The sequence below is a fragment of the Nocardia sp. MDA0666 genome, from assembly GCF_003023875.1.
In the GTDB taxonomy this organism is placed as follows: domain Bacteria; phylum Actinomycetota; class Actinomycetes; order Mycobacteriales; family Mycobacteriaceae; genus Nocardia; species Nocardia aobensis.
Genome location: NZ_PYHT01000004.1, coordinates 237,695 through 252,452, shown reverse-complemented (window position 1 = coordinate 252,452; position 14,758 = coordinate 237,695). Strand labels below are relative to the sequence as shown.

The following is a 14,758-nucleotide window of genomic DNA, read 5'->3' as shown; positions in this document are numbered from 1 at the left end:
TCCGCACTCGCCGGGCGGATCGGAACCGCGTCACGCCCGCTGGGCGGTGACCAGAAGGTACTCCCAGCGCATCCGCCCGCCGCCGAGGTCGTGGCGAGCGGCCAGGTCGGCGAGGGCGCGGTCCAGTTCGGCGATGCGATCCGGGTCGCCGGCCAGAGCTTTGTACACGGCGACCGTGGGACCGTAATTGGCCTTGAAGAAGTCACGGAAGCGGTCCCCGTCGGCGAAACATTCCACCGTCGCGAATTCGCGCTCGATGTGCAGGTCGGTGACGCGGTCGCCGAACAGGTCCCGGAGGTGGTCGGCGGTGCCCCAGAGCAGCGGCGATTGCGCACCAGGCGGCGCGAACCGCTTCGCGATGGCGAACATTTCGCCGATGAATCCCTCCGGTGTCCAGTTGATCAGCCCGATCGTCGCCTTCGGCGCGGTCACGCGGAGCAGTTCGTCGGCGGCCGCCCGGTGCGACGGGGCGAACATGATGCCGACGCAGGACATGGCGACGTCGAATCGGCCGTCGTCGTACGGCAGCGCCTCGGCGTCGGCGGTCTCCCAGGCGAGGCGGACACCGCGGGCGGCCGCCGCGGCCCGGCCCGCGTCGAACATTTCCGGCGTCAGGTCACTGGCGATGACGTCCGCTCCGGCTTCGGCCGCCGGAATGGCCGCATTCCCCGCTCCGGCGGCGATATCGAGCACTCGCCGGCCGGGACGGATATCGCAGGCTCGAACCAGGCGCCGGCCCAGGCCGGGGATGACGGTGTCCGCGACGCGGGGATAGTCGCCGAGGGCCCAGAGTGCGTGTGTGCGTTCGGTGAGGTCGACGGGTGATTGCTGGGGGTGATGGATAGCTGTCATATCGCTAGCATCCGGCGGCGGCGGTAGCGTCGGCCAGTTCAACATCTGTACCCGGGGCGCGCCGAGTGGTCTACTGGTTGTGTGTCCGGCTACGGGGAGTTCTGCCCGATCGCCAAGGCAATGGATGTCCTCGACGAGCGGTGGACGTTGCTGGTCGTGCGCGAACTACTCTTGGGCAGTACACATTTCAACGAGCTGCGGCGGGGCAATCCGAAGATGTCACCCGCTTTGCTCTCCCGTCGTCTGCGCTCGCTGGAGCGGTCCGGGGTACTGCGTCGCGAGATCGGTGTCGATGGACGCGCCGCCTACATCCTGACCGACGCCGGACGAGAGCTGTCGACCGTCGTACAGGCGCTCGGAGCGTGGGGCGTGCGCTGGATCGGCGATCTCGGCGACCGTGATCTGGATCCGCACCTGTTGCTGTGGGATATCCGTCGCACGATACCGATCCGGGCGTGGCCCGACGAGCGGACGGTTCTGGCGGTCGAGTTCACCGATGTCCCCGGCAAGGAGGCGCACTGGTGGCTGCTGGTCGAGCGCGGTACGGCGGCGATCTGCGACTACGACCCCGGATTCGAGGTCGCGGCGACCGTGCGCAGCACGTTGCGGCAGCTCACCGAGATCTGGCGGGGCGACCGGAGCTGGGCGGCGGCGCTACGGGACGAAACGACCGAGATCGTGGGCCCGGCATCGATTCGGCGGCAGGTACCGCATTGGATCGGGCAGGCGAGCCTGGCGGCGACTCCGCGCCCGGAACGCGCCGAGTGAGCACCTTACCTCAGCCGTTGCCGATGACCCACGGATCGTTGGAATTCAGTGCCGTCAGCAGCAGCCGGATCGCCGCGACCCGTCGTTCCTTGCCGGGTAGTTCGTCCAGTGCGCATTCCGGGTCGGCGGGTGGGCCGAGGTGGGTGCAACCGCGGGGGCAGTCCTCGATGGCCTCGGACAGGTCGGGGAAGGCGGCGATCACGTCGTCGGGCGAGATGTGGGCGAGGCCGAAGGAGCGGATGCCCGGGGTGTCGATGACCCAGCCGCCGCCCTCGAGGGGCAGGGCCACCGACTGGGTCGAGGTGTGGCGGCCCTTGCCGACGCCCGAGACCGTCCCCACGGCTCGTTCCGCTTCGGGGACAACGCGATTCACCAGCGTCGACTTGCCGACACCGGAGTGGCCGAGCAGGCAGGTCAGTGAATTCCGCAGGAGGTCACGAATGGGTTCCAGCGGATCGTCGCGGCCGCCGTAGACGATGGTCAGATCCAGATCCGCGAATTCCGTGGCGAATTCGGAGTCGGCGGCGAGGTCGTGTTTGGTCAGGCACAGAATCGGTTGCAGCCCACCGGCATACGCGGCCACCATGGCGCGTTCGACGAAGCCGGTGCGGGGCGGCGGATCGGCCAGCGCGACGACGATGAACAACTGCTCGGCGTTCGACACCACGATGCGTTCGAAGGGATCGGTGTCGTCGGCGGTGCGGCGCAATACCGTTCGGCGATCGGCGACTCGCACGATTCGCGCCAGGGTGTCGGGCCGGCCGGTCAGGTCACCGACCACATCCACCTGATCGCCCACCACGATCGGCGTGCGGCCCAGTTCGCGTGCCCGCATCGCGACCACGCGGCGATCCGGATCGTCGCCGAGCACACACCCCCAGCGTCCCCGATCCACCGAAACCACCATGGCCGCCACCGCGTCTCGGTGTTCCGGCCGGGTCTTGGTGCGGGGTCGCGAACCCCTGCCCGGGCGGACCCGGACATCGGATTCGTCGTACTCCCGGCGCCTCAGTGGGCCGCTCCCTCACCCGATAAGGCGCCGGCGCCCGCCAGCATCGATTCCCACAGGGTGACGAATTCGGGCAGTGTCTTGGCGGTGGTGCCGATGTCCTCGATGCTCACGCCGGGTACGCGCAGGCCGAGAATCGCTCCCGCCGTGGCCATCCGGTGATCGGCGTAGGAATGCCACTGGCCGCCCTGCAGCGGGGCCGGCTCGATGCTCAGCCCGTCCTCGGTTTCGGTGACATTGCCGCCGAGGCGGTTGATCTCGGTGGTCAGCGCGGCCAGCCGATCGGTTTCGTGTCCCCGCAGATGGGCGATTCCACGCAGCCGCGACGGGGAGTCGGCCAGTGCGGCCAGGGCAGCCACGGTCGGCGTCAGCTCGCCCACATCGTGCAGGTCGATATCGATACCGGCGAGGGACTGCGGGCCGCGCACGGTCAGTTTGCCGTCGAAGCGCCGCACCTCCGCGCCCATCCGGACCAGGATTTCGCGGATCACGTCACCGGCCTGTGTGGTCAGCTGCGGCCAGTGCGGAATCGTCACCTCACCACCGGTCACCGCCGCCGCGGCCAGGAAGGGAGTGGCGTTGGACAGATCCGGTTCGACGTCCCAGTCGACGGCGTGGATCGGCCCGGGCTCGACGGTCCAGACCTGTTCCTTGCGCGGGTCGGCCGGCGCCTGCACCCGCACCCCGGCCTGCTGCAGCATCTGCACCGTCATCTCGATATGCGGCATGGACGGCAGCGGTGCACCCTCGTGCTGCACGGTGATCCCGGTCTCGAAACGCGCCGCCGACAACAGCAGCCCGGAGACGAACTGCGAGGAACCGGAGGCGTCGATGGTGACCGACCCGCCGCGCAGCGTCCCGGCGCCGTGGACGACGAAGGGCAGGGTGTTGCCGTCGATGTCGACGCCGAGGCTGCGCAGCGCGTCGAGAATCGTGTGCAGCGGGCGCAGCTGCGCCTGCTCGTCACCGAAGAACGCGACATCGCCGTGCGCGAGCGCGGCCACCGGCGGCAGGAACCGCATCACGGTGCCGGCCAATCCGCAATCGACGGTGGCGTTGTGCAAGTGCGTCGGCGGGGTGACGGCGAGGGTGTCGCCGTCACCGGTGATTTCGGTGCCCATCGCGCGCAAGCCCGCGATCATCAGCTCGGTGTCCCGGCTGCGCAGGGCGCCGGTGATCGTCGAGGGGCGGTCGGCGAGCGCGGCCAGAATCAATGCCCGGTTGGTGATCGATTTGGACCCGGGCAGGGTGACGGTCGCGTGCACGGCATGGTCGATGTGGGGCGCGGGCCAGAAACTCACCGGACCATCTTCGCGCATGAGAGCCGACCCCGTGTGCAGGGAGCGCGGTTTTGTGATCTCCGACGTATGCTCGTTTATTTGCTGGATCCGGACATTTGCGGCCTCATGTGGGATCTCGCCGGTAGCCACAGCCGTTTTCGGCACGCGAAAGGGCCCGCACCATTGGGTGCGGGCCCGATCGAGAGGCTTCTACTTGTTGCGGCCGTGCAGCAGCGGAACCACCTTGCGCAGCAGCTTCATCGTGCTGTCGGTGCGCTTATAGCTCAGCAGCGCCATACCCGGAATGGCGAAGCGCTGCACCGCGATCGAATGCGGGCTGGTGAACTCCAGCAGACCGGGCGCACCGTGGATACGGCCGATACCGGAGTCGCCGACGCCGCCGAAGGGCAGCGACGCGATGGCGGCGAAGCCGAGCACCGAGTTGACCGAGGTCGCACCGGCGCGCAGGCGGCGGGCGATCGCGAGCCCGTGCTTGCGCGAGTAGACCGCCGAACCCAGGCCGTACTTCGAGTTGTTCGCCAGGTCGACCGCCTCGTCGATGTTCTCGACGGTGCGGATGGTGACGGTCGGGCCGAAGGTTTCCTCGCAGACGGCGTCCGAGCTTTCGTCGACATCGACCAGCACCACCGGCTCGATATACGGCGCGTGCACCGATTCCGGGCCGCCCAGCACCGCGGTGCCGCCGTTGGCCAGAGCCGATTCGATGTGCCGGCGCACGATGTCGACCTGCGAGGGCATGGTCATCGGACCGTAGGAGGCCTTGTCGTCGGACCCGGCGTGCACGTTCGACAGGATCTTCTTCACCTCGGCCAGGAACGGCTCGCGAATCGACTTGTCGACGTACACACGTTCGACGCCGGCGCAGGTCTGGCCGCTGTTCATGGTCGCGCCGTAGGCCACGGCGTCGGCTGCCGCCGCGATATCGGCATCGGCGGCGACGATCACCGCGTCCTTGCCGCCGCATTCCAGCAGCACCGGAGTCAGTGTTTCGGCCGCGGCGGCCATGATCTTCTTACCGGTCGCGGTGGAGCCGGTGAAGGCGATCTTGTCGACCCCGGCGCGCACCAGCGCGGCACCGGTCGCGCCGAAGCCGTTGATCGTGACGAAAACGCCCTCGGGCAGGTCGGGGTTGGCGTCCACGAAGGCCTGGCCGACGAAGTTGCCGATCGCGGTGGAGTATTCGCTCGGCTTGAACACCACGGTGTTGCCGGCGGCCAGCGCGTAGGCGAGCGAGCCGTTGGGGGTGTAGACGGGGTAGTTCCACGGGCCGATCACCCCGACCACGCCCAGCGGCCGCTGTTCGATCGACGCCGCGAAATTCGACATCAGGGCACCGGGTGAGACCTTCTTCGGTTTGAGGACCTTCTCGGCGTTCTTGGCGGCCCAGGCGATGTGTTCGAGGGCCAGCATCAATTCCAGGTACGCGTCGTCGCGCGGTTTGCCGTTCTCGGCGTGGATGAGATCGCAGAATTCGTCGGCACGGGCGACGAGGCGGCTGGACCAGCGCAGCAGCGCTCGCTTGCGATCGGCGAAGCTGAGGCCGCCCCAGGTCGCGGCGGCCGCGCGGGCCTTGGCGACGGCCGCGCGCACCGCCTCGTCGTCGGCGATGGGGTGCGTGGCGATGACCTCGCCCGTGGCCGGATTGAGTGAGGAGAGCTCGGTGGGCCGAGCGGATTCGGCTGCCTGCGCCGACGCGGTGGTGGCGGTGGACTCGGTGGTGGACATGGTGCGGCGACCCCTAATGAGAGAGTGGTGGCAAAAAGTTCTCACATTCGCGATGTGATGTCAATCGCCTTCAGTTGGATTCGTCTCGTTGTGCGGGTAAGGCCGAGCCTACGGATTCTGTCGGTCCGCGATGGCAGCATGGAGATATGTGCGGCAGATATGCGACCACGGCGAATCCCGCCCGGCTGGCGGTCGAACTCGACGCCCTCGACGAGACCGCCGACGGGGCGCCGAGTGGCGATTCCGCCCGAGGAAAAGCGGCGCCCGGCGGTGATGGTGACAAGGGCGGTAGATCCGGAGACGGCGCCAACTACAACGTCGCCCCGACGAATCAGATCCTCACGGTCGTCCGCCGCCACGACCACGACCACCCCGACGACGACCCCGCCCTGCGGATTCGCCGCATGCGGTGGGGTCTGATCCCGGTATGGACCAAGGCCGCCGAACCGGGGGTTCCGGCCAAGGGCAAGCCGCTGTTCAATGCCCGCGCCGACCGTGCCGCCACCGCACCCTCGTTCCGGGATTCGGTGAAGAAGCGCCGCTGTCTGGTTCCGATGGACGGTTGGTACGAGTGGCTCACCGAACCGCACCCCACCGGGTCCGGCAAGGCCGTGAAGCAGCCGTACTACATGTCGGATACGGAGGGGAACCGGTTGTACATGGCCGGCCTGTGGTCGGTGTGGCGGGATCCGGCGCAGCGGGATATGGCCCCGCTGATGTCCTGCACGATCCTCACCACCGATGCGGTGGGCGATCTGACCCGCATCCACGATCGGATGCCGCTGATGATGCCGCGCGAACACTGGGACGCCTGGCTCGACCCCGACCACCCGGCGCCGCACGAACTACTGGAAACCCCGAAGCCGCAGGTGATTTCGTCGATCGTCGCGCGGCCGGTCTCGCCACTGGTGAATTCGGTGCGCAACAACGGTCCGCAGCTGCTGGATCCGGTGCCGGGCGCGGGCAGCGAACAGGCCGGGCAGATCAGCCTGATCTGAACCCGGCCCGGCGCTGTTCGCTTGCCGCTAGTCACATTTCACGGATGGCATCGCGATATTCAGCCCACATTTCAGGACGTCGGCGCCCATCTCGACGATCTTCGTGGTGGTGTCGGTGGCCAGTTCGATGATGTCGGTGGTGGCGTGGCCACCCAGCTTCTCGGCCTTCTCCGCCTGTGGATCCTGCTCCGGTGTGCCCGGATGTTCGGCGTCGCCGCCGAGCGGATAGTTCGGATCGTGGACGGGGACCGGCGCGCTCGGAGCAGCGCCGGCGGGCGCTGCCGTCAACAGACCGGATCCCAGGGCGAGCAGTGCGGCGCCGGCGGTCGCGGCGAGCAGGCTACGTACGCGCGGACGATGAATCATTTCGCATCACATCCTCGGTTCGGAACGAATCGGGGGAGAACGAACTGCTCGACCAGTAACGCACAGAGACAGGTGAGCTTCGGGTAATTGGCGGGAATCGCGGGTGTGGCGCAGCGTGTCCGGCGGAGTGTTGCCGCCCGCGCCGGATCACCCTTGCGGAGTCGCCGCCGGATCCGTCTCCGCACTCGCCTGCAGCCCACCCGCCGTGCGTAGCGGCACTTCCTTCCAGAACACGACCAGCAGCAGCGCGATCCCGGCGATGGCGGTGACGGCCAGGAAGACGGTATCCATCGAATCGGCGAAACCGACCTGGAACGGGCGGGCCAGCGTCGGATTCAACTGCTGGATCACCGAACTGTCGCTCATCACCTGGCCCGCTGCCGAAACATCGTGGGACAGTAGTCCTTTCGACAGCGCCGCATCGGCCGGATTGCTGCTGTGCGCACCGTCGATCACCGCCTGCTGGTAGGCAGGTTGGGTTGCCGCACTGTGTAATTCGTCGCTGATATGCGGTGTCAGCTGTGCGAACAGGATGGACAGGAAGACCGCCACGCCCAAGGTGCCGCCGATCTGCCGGAAGAAGGTGGCCGCGGCGGTGGACACGCCCATATCCTTCGGCGGCAATGCGTTCTGCAATGCCAGCGTGAGCGGCTGCATGAGGTTGCCGAGGCCGAATCCGATGATCGCCATGAAGATCATCACCAGCCACAGCGGGCTGTCGGCGCCGATCAGATGCAGCAGGAACAGTCCGAGCGTCAGCAGGCCGGCGCCGATCAGCGGGAAGATGCGGTAGCGGCCGGTGCGGGAGATGGTCTGGCCCGCGATGACCGAGGCCGTCATCATGCCGAGCACCATGGGCAGCATCTGAAGTCCCGCGACCGTCGGACTCGATCCGCGCACCACCTGCAGATACTGCGGCAGCAGGGAGATCCCGCCGAACATGCCGGCGCCCACCACGAACGAAATGACCACGCCCAGAGCGAAGGTCGAATTCTTGAACATCCGCAGCGGAATCAGGGCCAGATCGCCGAGTTTCGCCTCGACCGCGACGAAGCCGAGAACGCCGACCACGCCGATCAGATAGCAGGCGATGGCGTCCGGGCTGCCCCAGCCCCATTCCCGGCCCTGCTCGGCCACGACCAGCAGCGGGACGATGCCGACCGCCAGCATCAGCACGCCCCACCAGTCGATCCGCACACCGGGATGCGGGCGCCGCGGTAGCTGCAGGACCTTGGTGACCACGGCGAAGGCGAGCAGTCCGATCGGGACGTTGACCAGGAACACCCAGCGCCAGCCGTCGATGCCCAGAATGGCAGGCTGACCGGCGAACAGGCCGCCCAGCACGGGCCCCACGACGCTCGAGGTGCCGAAGACGGCCAGGAAGTAGCCCTGATAGCGGGCGCGCTCACGCGGCGAGACGATATCGCCCATGATGGTCAGCGCCAGCGACATCAGCCCACCCGCACCCAGCCCCTGGAATGCGCGGAAGGCGGCCAGTTCGTACATCGACTGCGCCATGGTGCACAGCAGCGATCCGGCGACGAAAATGGCGATCGCCGCCAGATAGAAGGGCTTGCGCCCGAACATGTCCGACAATTTCCCGTACAGCGGCGTGCTGAGGGTGGCGGTGATGAGGTACGCGGTGGTGACCCACGCCTGCAGCGAATAGCCACTGAGGTCGTCGGAAATGGTGCGGATGGCCGTGGACACGATGGTCTGGTCCAGTGAGGCCAGCAGCATGCCGAGGATCAGGCCGCTCATGATCACCAGCACCTGCCGGTGGGTGAAGCCGGCGGCGTTCGGGGTGGTGCCGGCTGCGGCCGGGGTGGTGGTCGTGGTCACGAATTCTTCTCCGTCGCAGGGCCTTCCGTGGGGGAGGGGAGGGTGAGTATCGTCGGTCGCGCGGATTCGTAGTCGTCGACGAAGCGGTGCAGCAGGACCGCGAACTGCTCGCGGTCGGGGTCGTTCCAGTCGGTCAGGATGCGGCCGATCATCTCGTTGCGCCGCGCGCGCAGCTGGGCGGCCATCTCCTTGCCGGCGTCGGTGACGATCAGGACGCTGGCGCGGCCGTCGCTGGGATCGGCCTCGCGGCGCAACAGGCCCCGCTTGACCAGGGCCGCCACCTGGCGGCTGATCGTGGAAGCGTCGGAGTACATGGCTTCGGCCAGCGCGCCGGAGCGCATCGGGCCGTCACACAGCAGCCGGAAGATGATGCGGTAGGCCGAGAGGTCGACTTCGCCGTGCGAGGTCGCCGCCACCTGGGCGTTCGTCCGCTCCCGGATCCGCCCCAGACGAATCAGCTGCTGGGCGATCTGATCGATCACCTGCTCGCTGTCCATATATCGGACCTCCCGCTGTCGCCCGCTCGACCGCGTACCGGCCGAAAACTACTTGTATCAATCAACTATTTGTATACACCAACTAGTTGTTACATGCAAATATTTCCGATCTGCGTGGTCGGATCTCTCGGGCTGCGAGAAATCAGGCGACGACGGGCGCTGTGACCGCGCCGGTCAGCCGGATCAGCTCGGCGGGGGCGAGTTCGATCTCGAGCCCGCGCTTGCCGGCGCTGAAGAGGATGCGATCCCAGCTCAGGGCGGATTCGTCCAGCACGGTGGGCAGTGCGCGCTTCTGTCCGAGCGGCGACACACCGCCCAGGACGTAACCGGTGATGCGCTGAGCCTTCGCCTTGTCGGCCATGGCCGCCTTGGGCGCGCCCAGCGCGGCGGCCGCCGCCTTCAGCGACAGCGACTGCGGAACCGGGAGCACCGCGACCGCGGGCGTGCCGGTCGACAGTTCGATGACCAGCGTCTTGAAGATCTGAGCGGCCGTCACACCCACCCGCTCCGACAGAGCGGTGACGGCCTCGTCGCCATAGGACTCGCTGCGCGGATCGTGCGGATAGGAATGCACCACATGGGGCACCTTCGCCTGGGTCAGCGCCCGGATCGCGGGTGTCGATGCGGCCATGCCGGTCACCCTAGCGGCGCCGGTTCACACCCGGCAATCGCATGTGCGCCGGGTGTGACCCGTCCGGCGGGAACACAGTCGGGGTCGTGCATGTTGCACTGTTCCGCCAGCACAGCGCAGCTGCCTTCGCAGCCGCTCGAGATCGGAAAAGTTCGAAGGAGATGCCGGTGACCGTCCTCGTCGACGAACGCCCGGTAACGACCGGCGACTCGCTGTCGTACCCGCTGATCGACATCATCGTCCCGGATACCGGGTTCGATCGGCGGCCCTCGCGCGCGGTAGATTCAGATGCTACGGCGACCGAAGGGACTTCCGTGACGAGCGACGACGAACTGGCGGCCGATCGCCCCCGCGGTGACACCGCGGGCGGTTCCCGGCCGGAGGATATCGAGATCCCCGACGACCCGGTGGACGACGACACGGCGTCCGAGGATGCCGAGGCTCGCGACGCCGAGGACGCGGAGATCGACGGCGATTCGACCGTGCGCTCCACGGCCGACGAGGCCGAACTCGCGCGGCGTTTCGAGCGTGACGCGCTGCCGCTGCTGGATCAGCTCTACGGTGCGGCCCTGCGGATGACCCGCAACCCGGCCGACGCCGAGGATCTGGTGCAGGAGACCTTCGCCAAGGCATACCAGGGCTTCCGGTCCTTCCGGGAGGGCACCAACCTGCGGGCCTGGCTGTACCGGATCCTCACCAACACCTACATCAACTCCTATCGCAAGAAGCAGCGCCAGCCCGCGCAGTATCCCACCGACGAGATCACCGACTGGCAGCTCGCCGCCACGGCCGAGCACACCTCCACCGGTCTGCGCTCGGCGGAGATGGAGGCGCTGGAGGCGCTGCCCGACGACGACATCAAGGCGGCACTGCAGTCGCTGCCGGAGGAATTCCGGATGGCGGTGTACTACGCCGATGTGGAGGGCTTCCCCTATAAGGAGATTGCCGACATCATGGGGACCCCGATCGGCACCGTCATGTCGCGGCTGCACCGCGGGCGCAAACAGCTCAAGGGGCTGTTGGCCGATGTCGCGCACGAGCGGGGGTTCGACCGGAACCGAACGGGCAACGGGGCGCGTCAGGAGGTAACCCAGTGAGCACGAGTGGGCACGAGCACGACGATCGGGGTGCCGGGGACGAGATGGAACTGGACTGTTCGGCGGTACTCACCGACGTCTGGCTGATTCTCGACGGCGAATGCGACGAGGCCACGCGGGCGCGATTGCAGCACCACATGGACCATTGCTCGCCGTGTATCGAGGCATACGGTCTGGAAGAGAAGCTCAAGCGCCTGCTGAGTCGCAAATGCGGTGGGGATCGTGCCCCCGAATCCCTGCGCGAGCGGCTCACTCTCGACATCCGGCGGTCGATCACCATCACCGAAACCCGGGTCGAACGCGAGTCCTGACCGCACGAACGAATGCGGCACGCCATCCAAGATGGCGTGCCGCATTGTCGTTTTCAGCAGTGCACCGAGTCCGCTGGGCGGTCCCGGGGCGCACGGCGCGACGGCTCAGGAGTTGGGCCGCTTGCCGTGGTTGGCCGCATTCTTACGGCGGCTGCGCTTCTTACGCCCACGCTTACCCATCGGTATCTCCCTTCTCACCACACCAGGCTGGGGTGAACCCGCCTCAGGTGCGAGTTCCTGGGAGGAAAGGTTACATGCGCCGCCCGCCCGCCCGGCAATCGGCCGGTGAGCGACCGGAAAGCAGTGACCCGCGCCACCGCTGGTATCGGCGCGCGTCAGATGATCGCGGGCGCTACGCGCGCGACGGGGGGAAGTGGCGCGGTATCGGCGGTGGTGGCGAAGGCTCGGATCACGAAGGCGGCGAAGCGGCGCGACGCGGCGACCCGGGCGGCCGGCGAGCCGATGTGAATGCCTCGGTTGGCCAGGAGCATGAGGATCAGGTCGTCGACGACGAAGTCGGGCCGGAGCCGGCCGGCTTCCTTCGCTCGATGTGCCAGCGTGGCAACGGCTTTCAGTGCGTATTCGCGTTCGGTGGTGAAATCCAGCGCGTGCGGAAAGGTGGCCGTGAAGGCTTCGGTGAAGCCTCGGCTGCGAGCGCGCAGTGCGGGTCGCGGTTGTGCCGAACCGGGGCGTCGGTACCGTGGGCGCAGGAGGTGCCAGGTGGTGGACAGACAGATGACGCAGGCCAGGCAGCAACGCCGGCGGGTGATCCTGGCCGCGGCGGCGGGTTTGTTCGCCGCGTGCGGGTATCGGGCCGCGGGCATGGAGGAGATCGCCTGCCGGGCCGGGATCAGCAAGCCCGTCCTGTACAAGTCGTTCTCGAGCAAGCTGGAACTGTATCTGGCCGTGCTGCACGAGGCGATGCAGGAACTGGAGGAGACGCTCACCGCCGCACTCGAACCCGCCGAGGGCATGCGATCGATCGTGGAGGCCTCGGTAGCGGCGGTGTTCGACTTCGCCGATATCCGGCCACGCAGTGCCGCCCTGCTGGCCGGCGCCGCCGTGGCCGACGAACCGTCGGCACAGCGCATCGCGCACCAGGCCGCCACCATCTGTATCGAGACGCTCGCCCGGGCGCTGGCGCCGCATCCGCTGCCGCGCGCCGAACACGGCTGGCTGATCACGGCCGAGTTGGTCGCGATCGCCCAGTCGTGTGCGCGGGACTGGGTCGCGACCGGCAAACCCCTGCCCAAACACGAGGCCGTCGCCACGACCGCCAGCCTGTGCTGGACCGGTCTGGCCGGTGTTCAGCTGGCGCCGCAGCCCCCGGCCCGCCCGGTCCCGGACGCCACGGCGTAGCGAGCGAACCGCCCCGGCGATCGATTGTCGCCGGTGATGTGTTGAGCCGATTCGACTTTCGCCGTCACGACCACGGCCTCGGCCCGGCCGATGAACTCGGACCTGCGTCTTCTGTGCGATCAGTAGAGTGAATTCGTGAGTCCCGCGAAGATCGTGATCATCGGCGGTGGTTTCTCCGGCGTCGAATGTGCCCGTTACCTGGAACGTCATCTCGGTGCCGAGGAAGCGTTCATCCAACTCGTCACACCGGATGCGGGGCTGCTCTATCTGCCGCTGCTGCCGCAGGTCGCCTCGGGTGTGCTGAATCCGCGGTCGATCACGGTGTCGCTGCGACGGGTGCTGCGCCGCACCGAGGTGGTTCCGGGCATGGCGATCGGGGTGCATCCGGATACCCGGCAGGTCGTGGTGCGCGGATCCGCCGGCACCGAAAGGGCCCTCGACTACGACCATCTGGTGCTCGTTCCGGGCAGCATCACCCGCGTCCTCGACGTGCCCGGACTGGACGAGTACGGATTCGGGATGAAGACGCTCGCCGAGGCCATGTTCCTGCGTGACCACGTCCTGCAGCAGTTGGACATCGCGGCGGTGCGCGGCGGTGAGGAGGAAGACCGGGAGCGCCTGAACTTCGTCACCATCGGCGCCGGATACGCCGGCACCGAGACCGCGGCCGTACTCAACAAGGTCACCCGGGCCGCCGCGCGCCGGTATTTCCCGAAGCTCGAATCCGGCATGGTGCGCTGGCATCTGGTCACGCACGGCGACCGGATCATGCCCGAACTCGGACAGCGACTCGGGGAACAGGCCAAGCGGAATCTGGCCGACCGCGGCATCGAACTGATCACCGGCGCGTCGGCGAAAGAGGTTACCGCCCATGGTGTTCAGCTCACCAACGGCCGCTTCATCCCGACGCGGACGGTGTTGTGGACCGCGGGTGTCGTCCCCAGCCCCCTCGCCGGACATCTGGGCGCGGCGACGACGAAGGGCCGCATCGTCGCCGAGGCCGACTTCACCGTGCCGGGACTCACCGGTGTGTGGGCCTGTGGTGATGCGGCGGCGGTTCCCGACCTGACCGCCGATGCGGGCACGCTGTGCGCTCCCACCGCGCAGCACGCCATGCGTCAGGGCCGCCACCTCGGTAGGAATCTGGTGGCCGCGCTGCGTGGTGGACGGCCCACGCCGTACCGGCATCAGGACCTCGGCATGGTGGTCGACCTCGGCGGCGCCGATGCGGTGGCGCGCCCGCTGAAGATCGGATTGCGTGGTATCCCAGCACAATTCGTCACGCGCGGCTATCATCTGATGGCCCTGCGCACGCTGGTCGCCCGCGCTCGGGTGGCCTTCGACTGGACCGTGCACGGCCTCAGCGGCGACGATTTCCTGCGCATCGGCTACGGCGACTACACCACCCACACCATCGGTGGTTTCGAGCAGACCGGATGCTATCTGCCGGCCGAAGAAGTCCCGCGCACCTTGAAAGCGCTCTGCGACAACGACTGACCGCGGCGCCTCGCCGGGAACCTGCCGGCGATCGCGGCGGACGACCTCATCTCACCGGTTTGCCGCGGATGCGGTCAGAACGGGTTTGATGTCGAGAACCGGAGTTCCGTCGAAGGCTTCCAGGTGGGCGACGCGGATCCGGGTGCCGGCGATGGACAGGATCCGGACCTCGTGCAGCCCGATCGGGTTGGGTCGGTGTGGTGCGCGCGTGCTGAAGACACCGCTGAGCGGTCTGCTCGTGTCGCCCCGGGGATGGACCGCCAGAGTGTCCCGGTCGGCGCGATCGAGCCAGGTCAGCAGCACCAGGTCCATACCCGGCGCTAGGCCTTCCAGCGCTTCGGCGTAACGGTCGTCGAGCACCACCCAGGCAGGTGGGGCGCCCTCGTCGGCCTGGCGCGGTGCGGTAGCGCGGTCCGTGAGCTCGGATTCGACGGTTCCGATCGGGCGCAGCAGGTAGTCGGTCACCGCACCAGTGTGAAACCGCCCGCCGAATCCTGCTGGGTGA

At 67.9% G+C, this 14,758-nt stretch carries 17 protein-coding genes; 6 read left to right on the top strand and 11 right to left on the bottom strand.

The features are described from left to right. Positions 1–30: 30 nt before the first annotated feature. Complete coding sequence (locus C8258_RS09330; protein WP_106954805.1) at positions 31–852, bottom strand: class I SAM-dependent methyltransferase; 822 nt, start codon at positions 850–852, stop codon at positions 31–33. Positions 853–933: 81 nt separating this feature from the next. On the opposite strand from C8258_RS09330, the gene C8258_RS09325 reads away from it, so the two are divergent. Continuing rightward, positions 934–1,620, top strand: a complete 687-nt coding sequence (locus C8258_RS09325; RefSeq protein ID WP_106954804.1) for a helix-turn-helix domain-containing protein — start codon at positions 934–936, stop codon at positions 1,618–1,620. A gap of 10 nt (positions 1,621–1,630) precedes the next feature. Here C8258_RS09325 and rsgA read toward each other — a convergent pair whose 3' ends face one another. The 3 genes from rsgA to C8258_RS09310 all read right to left on the bottom strand — a co-directional run bounded on the left by rsgA (position 1,631) and on the right by C8258_RS09310 (position 5,655). Continuing rightward, positions 1,631–2,527 (bottom strand): ribosome small subunit-dependent GTPase A, encoded by an 897-nt coding sequence (gene rsgA / locus C8258_RS09320; RefSeq protein WP_233224966.1) that lies wholly within the window; start codon positions 2,525–2,527, stop codon positions 1,631–1,633. 101 nt (positions 2,528–2,628) lie between these two features. Then, a complete protein-coding gene (aroA, locus tag C8258_RS09315) occupies positions 2,629–3,948 on the bottom strand; it encodes a 3-phosphoshikimate 1-carboxyvinyltransferase (protein WP_106954802.1) in 1,320 nt (439 codons plus the stop codon). Between the two features lie 171 nt (positions 3,949–4,119). Continuing rightward, positions 4,120–5,655: an aldehyde dehydrogenase family protein gene (locus C8258_RS09310; RefSeq protein ID WP_106954801.1), complete on the bottom strand. Its 1,536-nt coding sequence runs from the start codon at positions 5,653–5,655 to the stop codon at positions 4,120–4,122. A gap of 146 nt (positions 5,656–5,801) precedes the next feature. Here C8258_RS09310 and C8258_RS09305 point away from each other — a divergent pair, with 146 nt between their 5' ends. Then, positions 5,802–6,653: an SOS response-associated peptidase gene (locus C8258_RS09305; RefSeq protein WP_106954800.1), complete on the top strand. Its 852-nt coding sequence runs from the start codon at positions 5,802–5,804 to the stop codon at positions 6,651–6,653. 27 nt (positions 6,654–6,680) lie between these two features. Here C8258_RS09305 and C8258_RS09300 read toward each other — a convergent pair whose 3' ends face one another. The 4 genes from C8258_RS09300 to ybaK form a co-directional block, all read right to left on the bottom strand. After that, the gene (locus tag C8258_RS09300) at positions 6,681–7,019 is read right to left on the bottom strand and encodes a hypothetical protein (RefSeq protein ID WP_106954799.1); all 339 of its coding nucleotides are present in this window, start codon (positions 7,017–7,019) and stop codon (positions 6,681–6,683) included. 147 nt (positions 7,020–7,166) lie between these two features. Next, a complete protein-coding gene (locus C8258_RS09295; RefSeq protein ID WP_369974732.1) occupies positions 7,167–8,861 on the bottom strand; it encodes an MDR family MFS transporter in 1,695 nt (564 codons plus the stop codon). Further along, positions 8,858–9,358, bottom strand: coding sequence for a MarR family winged helix-turn-helix transcriptional regulator (locus C8258_RS09290; RefSeq protein WP_106954798.1), 501 nt, complete (start codon positions 9,356–9,358; stop codon positions 8,858–8,860). Before C8258_RS09290 ends, C8258_RS09295 begins: the two co-directional genes overlap by 4 nt. Before the next feature lie 142 nt (positions 9,359–9,500). Next, positions 9,501–9,989 (bottom strand): Cys-tRNA(Pro) deacylase, encoded by a 489-nt coding sequence (gene ybaK, locus C8258_RS09285; RefSeq protein ID WP_063007287.1) that lies wholly within the window; start codon positions 9,987–9,989, stop codon positions 9,501–9,503. Between the two features lie 464 nt (positions 9,990–10,453). On the opposite strand from ybaK, the gene C8258_RS09280 reads away from it, so the two are divergent. Together C8258_RS09280 and rsrA are read left to right on the top strand one after the other, a co-directional pair. Next, entirely contained in the window at positions 10,454–11,086 is a 633-nt protein-coding gene (locus C8258_RS09280) for a sigma-70 family RNA polymerase sigma factor (protein ID WP_051024905.1), read from the top strand. A gap of 44 nt (positions 11,087–11,130) precedes the next feature. Further along, positions 11,131–11,397, top strand: a complete 267-nt coding sequence (gene rsrA, locus C8258_RS09275; RefSeq protein WP_036504643.1) for a mycothiol system anti-sigma-R factor — start codon at positions 11,131–11,133, stop codon at positions 11,395–11,397. Positions 11,398–11,502: 105 nt separating this feature from the next. On the opposite strand, the gene C8258_RS33620 is transcribed toward rsrA, so the two are convergent. Further along, positions 11,503–11,577, bottom strand: coding sequence for a 50S ribosomal protein bL37 (locus C8258_RS33620; protein ID WP_369801531.1), 75 nt, complete (start codon positions 11,575–11,577; stop codon positions 11,503–11,505). Between the two features lie 155 nt (positions 11,578–11,732). After that, positions 11,733–12,221 carry a TetR/AcrR family transcriptional regulator gene (locus C8258_RS32845; RefSeq protein ID WP_199195652.1) on the bottom strand — a complete coding sequence of 163 codons (489 nt, stop codon included), beginning with the start codon at positions 12,219–12,221 and terminating at the stop codon, positions 11,733–11,735. Here C8258_RS32845 and C8258_RS09265 point away from each other — a divergent pair. Beyond that, a complete protein-coding gene (locus C8258_RS09265; RefSeq protein WP_233224965.1) occupies positions 12,220–12,756 on the top strand; it encodes a TetR/AcrR family transcriptional regulator in 537 nt (178 codons plus the stop codon). The two genes, C8258_RS32845 and C8258_RS09265, sit on opposite strands and share 2 nt — an antisense overlap. Positions 12,757–12,891: 135 nt before the next feature. Continuing rightward, positions 12,892–14,253 carry an NAD(P)/FAD-dependent oxidoreductase gene (locus C8258_RS09260; protein WP_106954795.1) on the top strand — a complete coding sequence of 454 codons (1,362 nt, stop codon included), beginning with the start codon at positions 12,892–12,894 and terminating at the stop codon, positions 14,251–14,253. Positions 14,254–14,304: 51 nt separating this feature from the next. On the opposite strand, the gene tsaA is transcribed toward C8258_RS09260, so the two are convergent. Continuing rightward, positions 14,305–14,718, bottom strand: coding sequence for a tRNA (N6-threonylcarbamoyladenosine(37)-N6)-methyltransferase TrmO (gene tsaA / locus C8258_RS09255; protein WP_106954794.1), 414 nt, complete (start codon positions 14,716–14,718; stop codon positions 14,305–14,307). Between the last annotated feature and the right edge of the window lie 40 nt (positions 14,719–14,758).

Coding starts and splice junctions, on each gene's coding strand:
- C8258_RS32845 (WP_199195652.1), bottom strand. CDS start 12,221: ATGCCCGCGGCCCGATACCCGCACGCGGCGAACAAACCCGCCGCCGCG.
- C8258_RS09310 (WP_106954801.1), bottom strand. CDS start 5,655: ATGTCCACCACCGAGTCCACCGCCACCACCGCGTCGGCGCAGGCAGCC.
- rsrA (WP_036504643.1), top strand. CDS start 11,131: ATGGAACTGGACTGTTCGGCGGTACTCACCGACGTCTGGCTGATTCTC.
- rsgA (WP_233224966.1), bottom strand. CDS start 2,527: ATGGTGGTTTCGGTGGATCGGGGACGCTGGGGGTGTGTGCTCGGCGAC.
- C8258_RS09265 (WP_233224965.1), top strand. CDS start 12,220: ATGGAGGAGATCGCCTGCCGGGCCGGGATCAGCAAGCCCGTCCTGTAC.
- ybaK (WP_063007287.1), bottom strand. CDS start 9,989: ATGGCCGCATCGACACCCGCGATCCGGGCGCTGACCCAGGCGAAGGTG.
- aroA (WP_106954802.1), bottom strand. CDS start 3,948: ATGCGCGAAGATGGTCCGGTGAGTTTCTGGCCCGCGCCCCACATCGAC.
- C8258_RS09300 (WP_106954799.1), bottom strand. CDS start 7,019: ATGATTCATCGTCCGCGCGTACGTAGCCTGCTCGCCGCGACCGCCGGC.
- C8258_RS09330 (WP_106954805.1), bottom strand. CDS start 852: ATGACAGCTATCCATCACCCCCAGCAATCACCCGTCGACCTCACCGAA.
- C8258_RS09290 (WP_106954798.1), bottom strand. CDS start 9,358: ATGGACAGCGAGCAGGTGATCGATCAGATCGCCCAGCAGCTGATTCGT.
- C8258_RS09305 (WP_106954800.1), top strand. CDS start 5,802: ATGTGCGGCAGATATGCGACCACGGCGAATCCCGCCCGGCTGGCGGTC.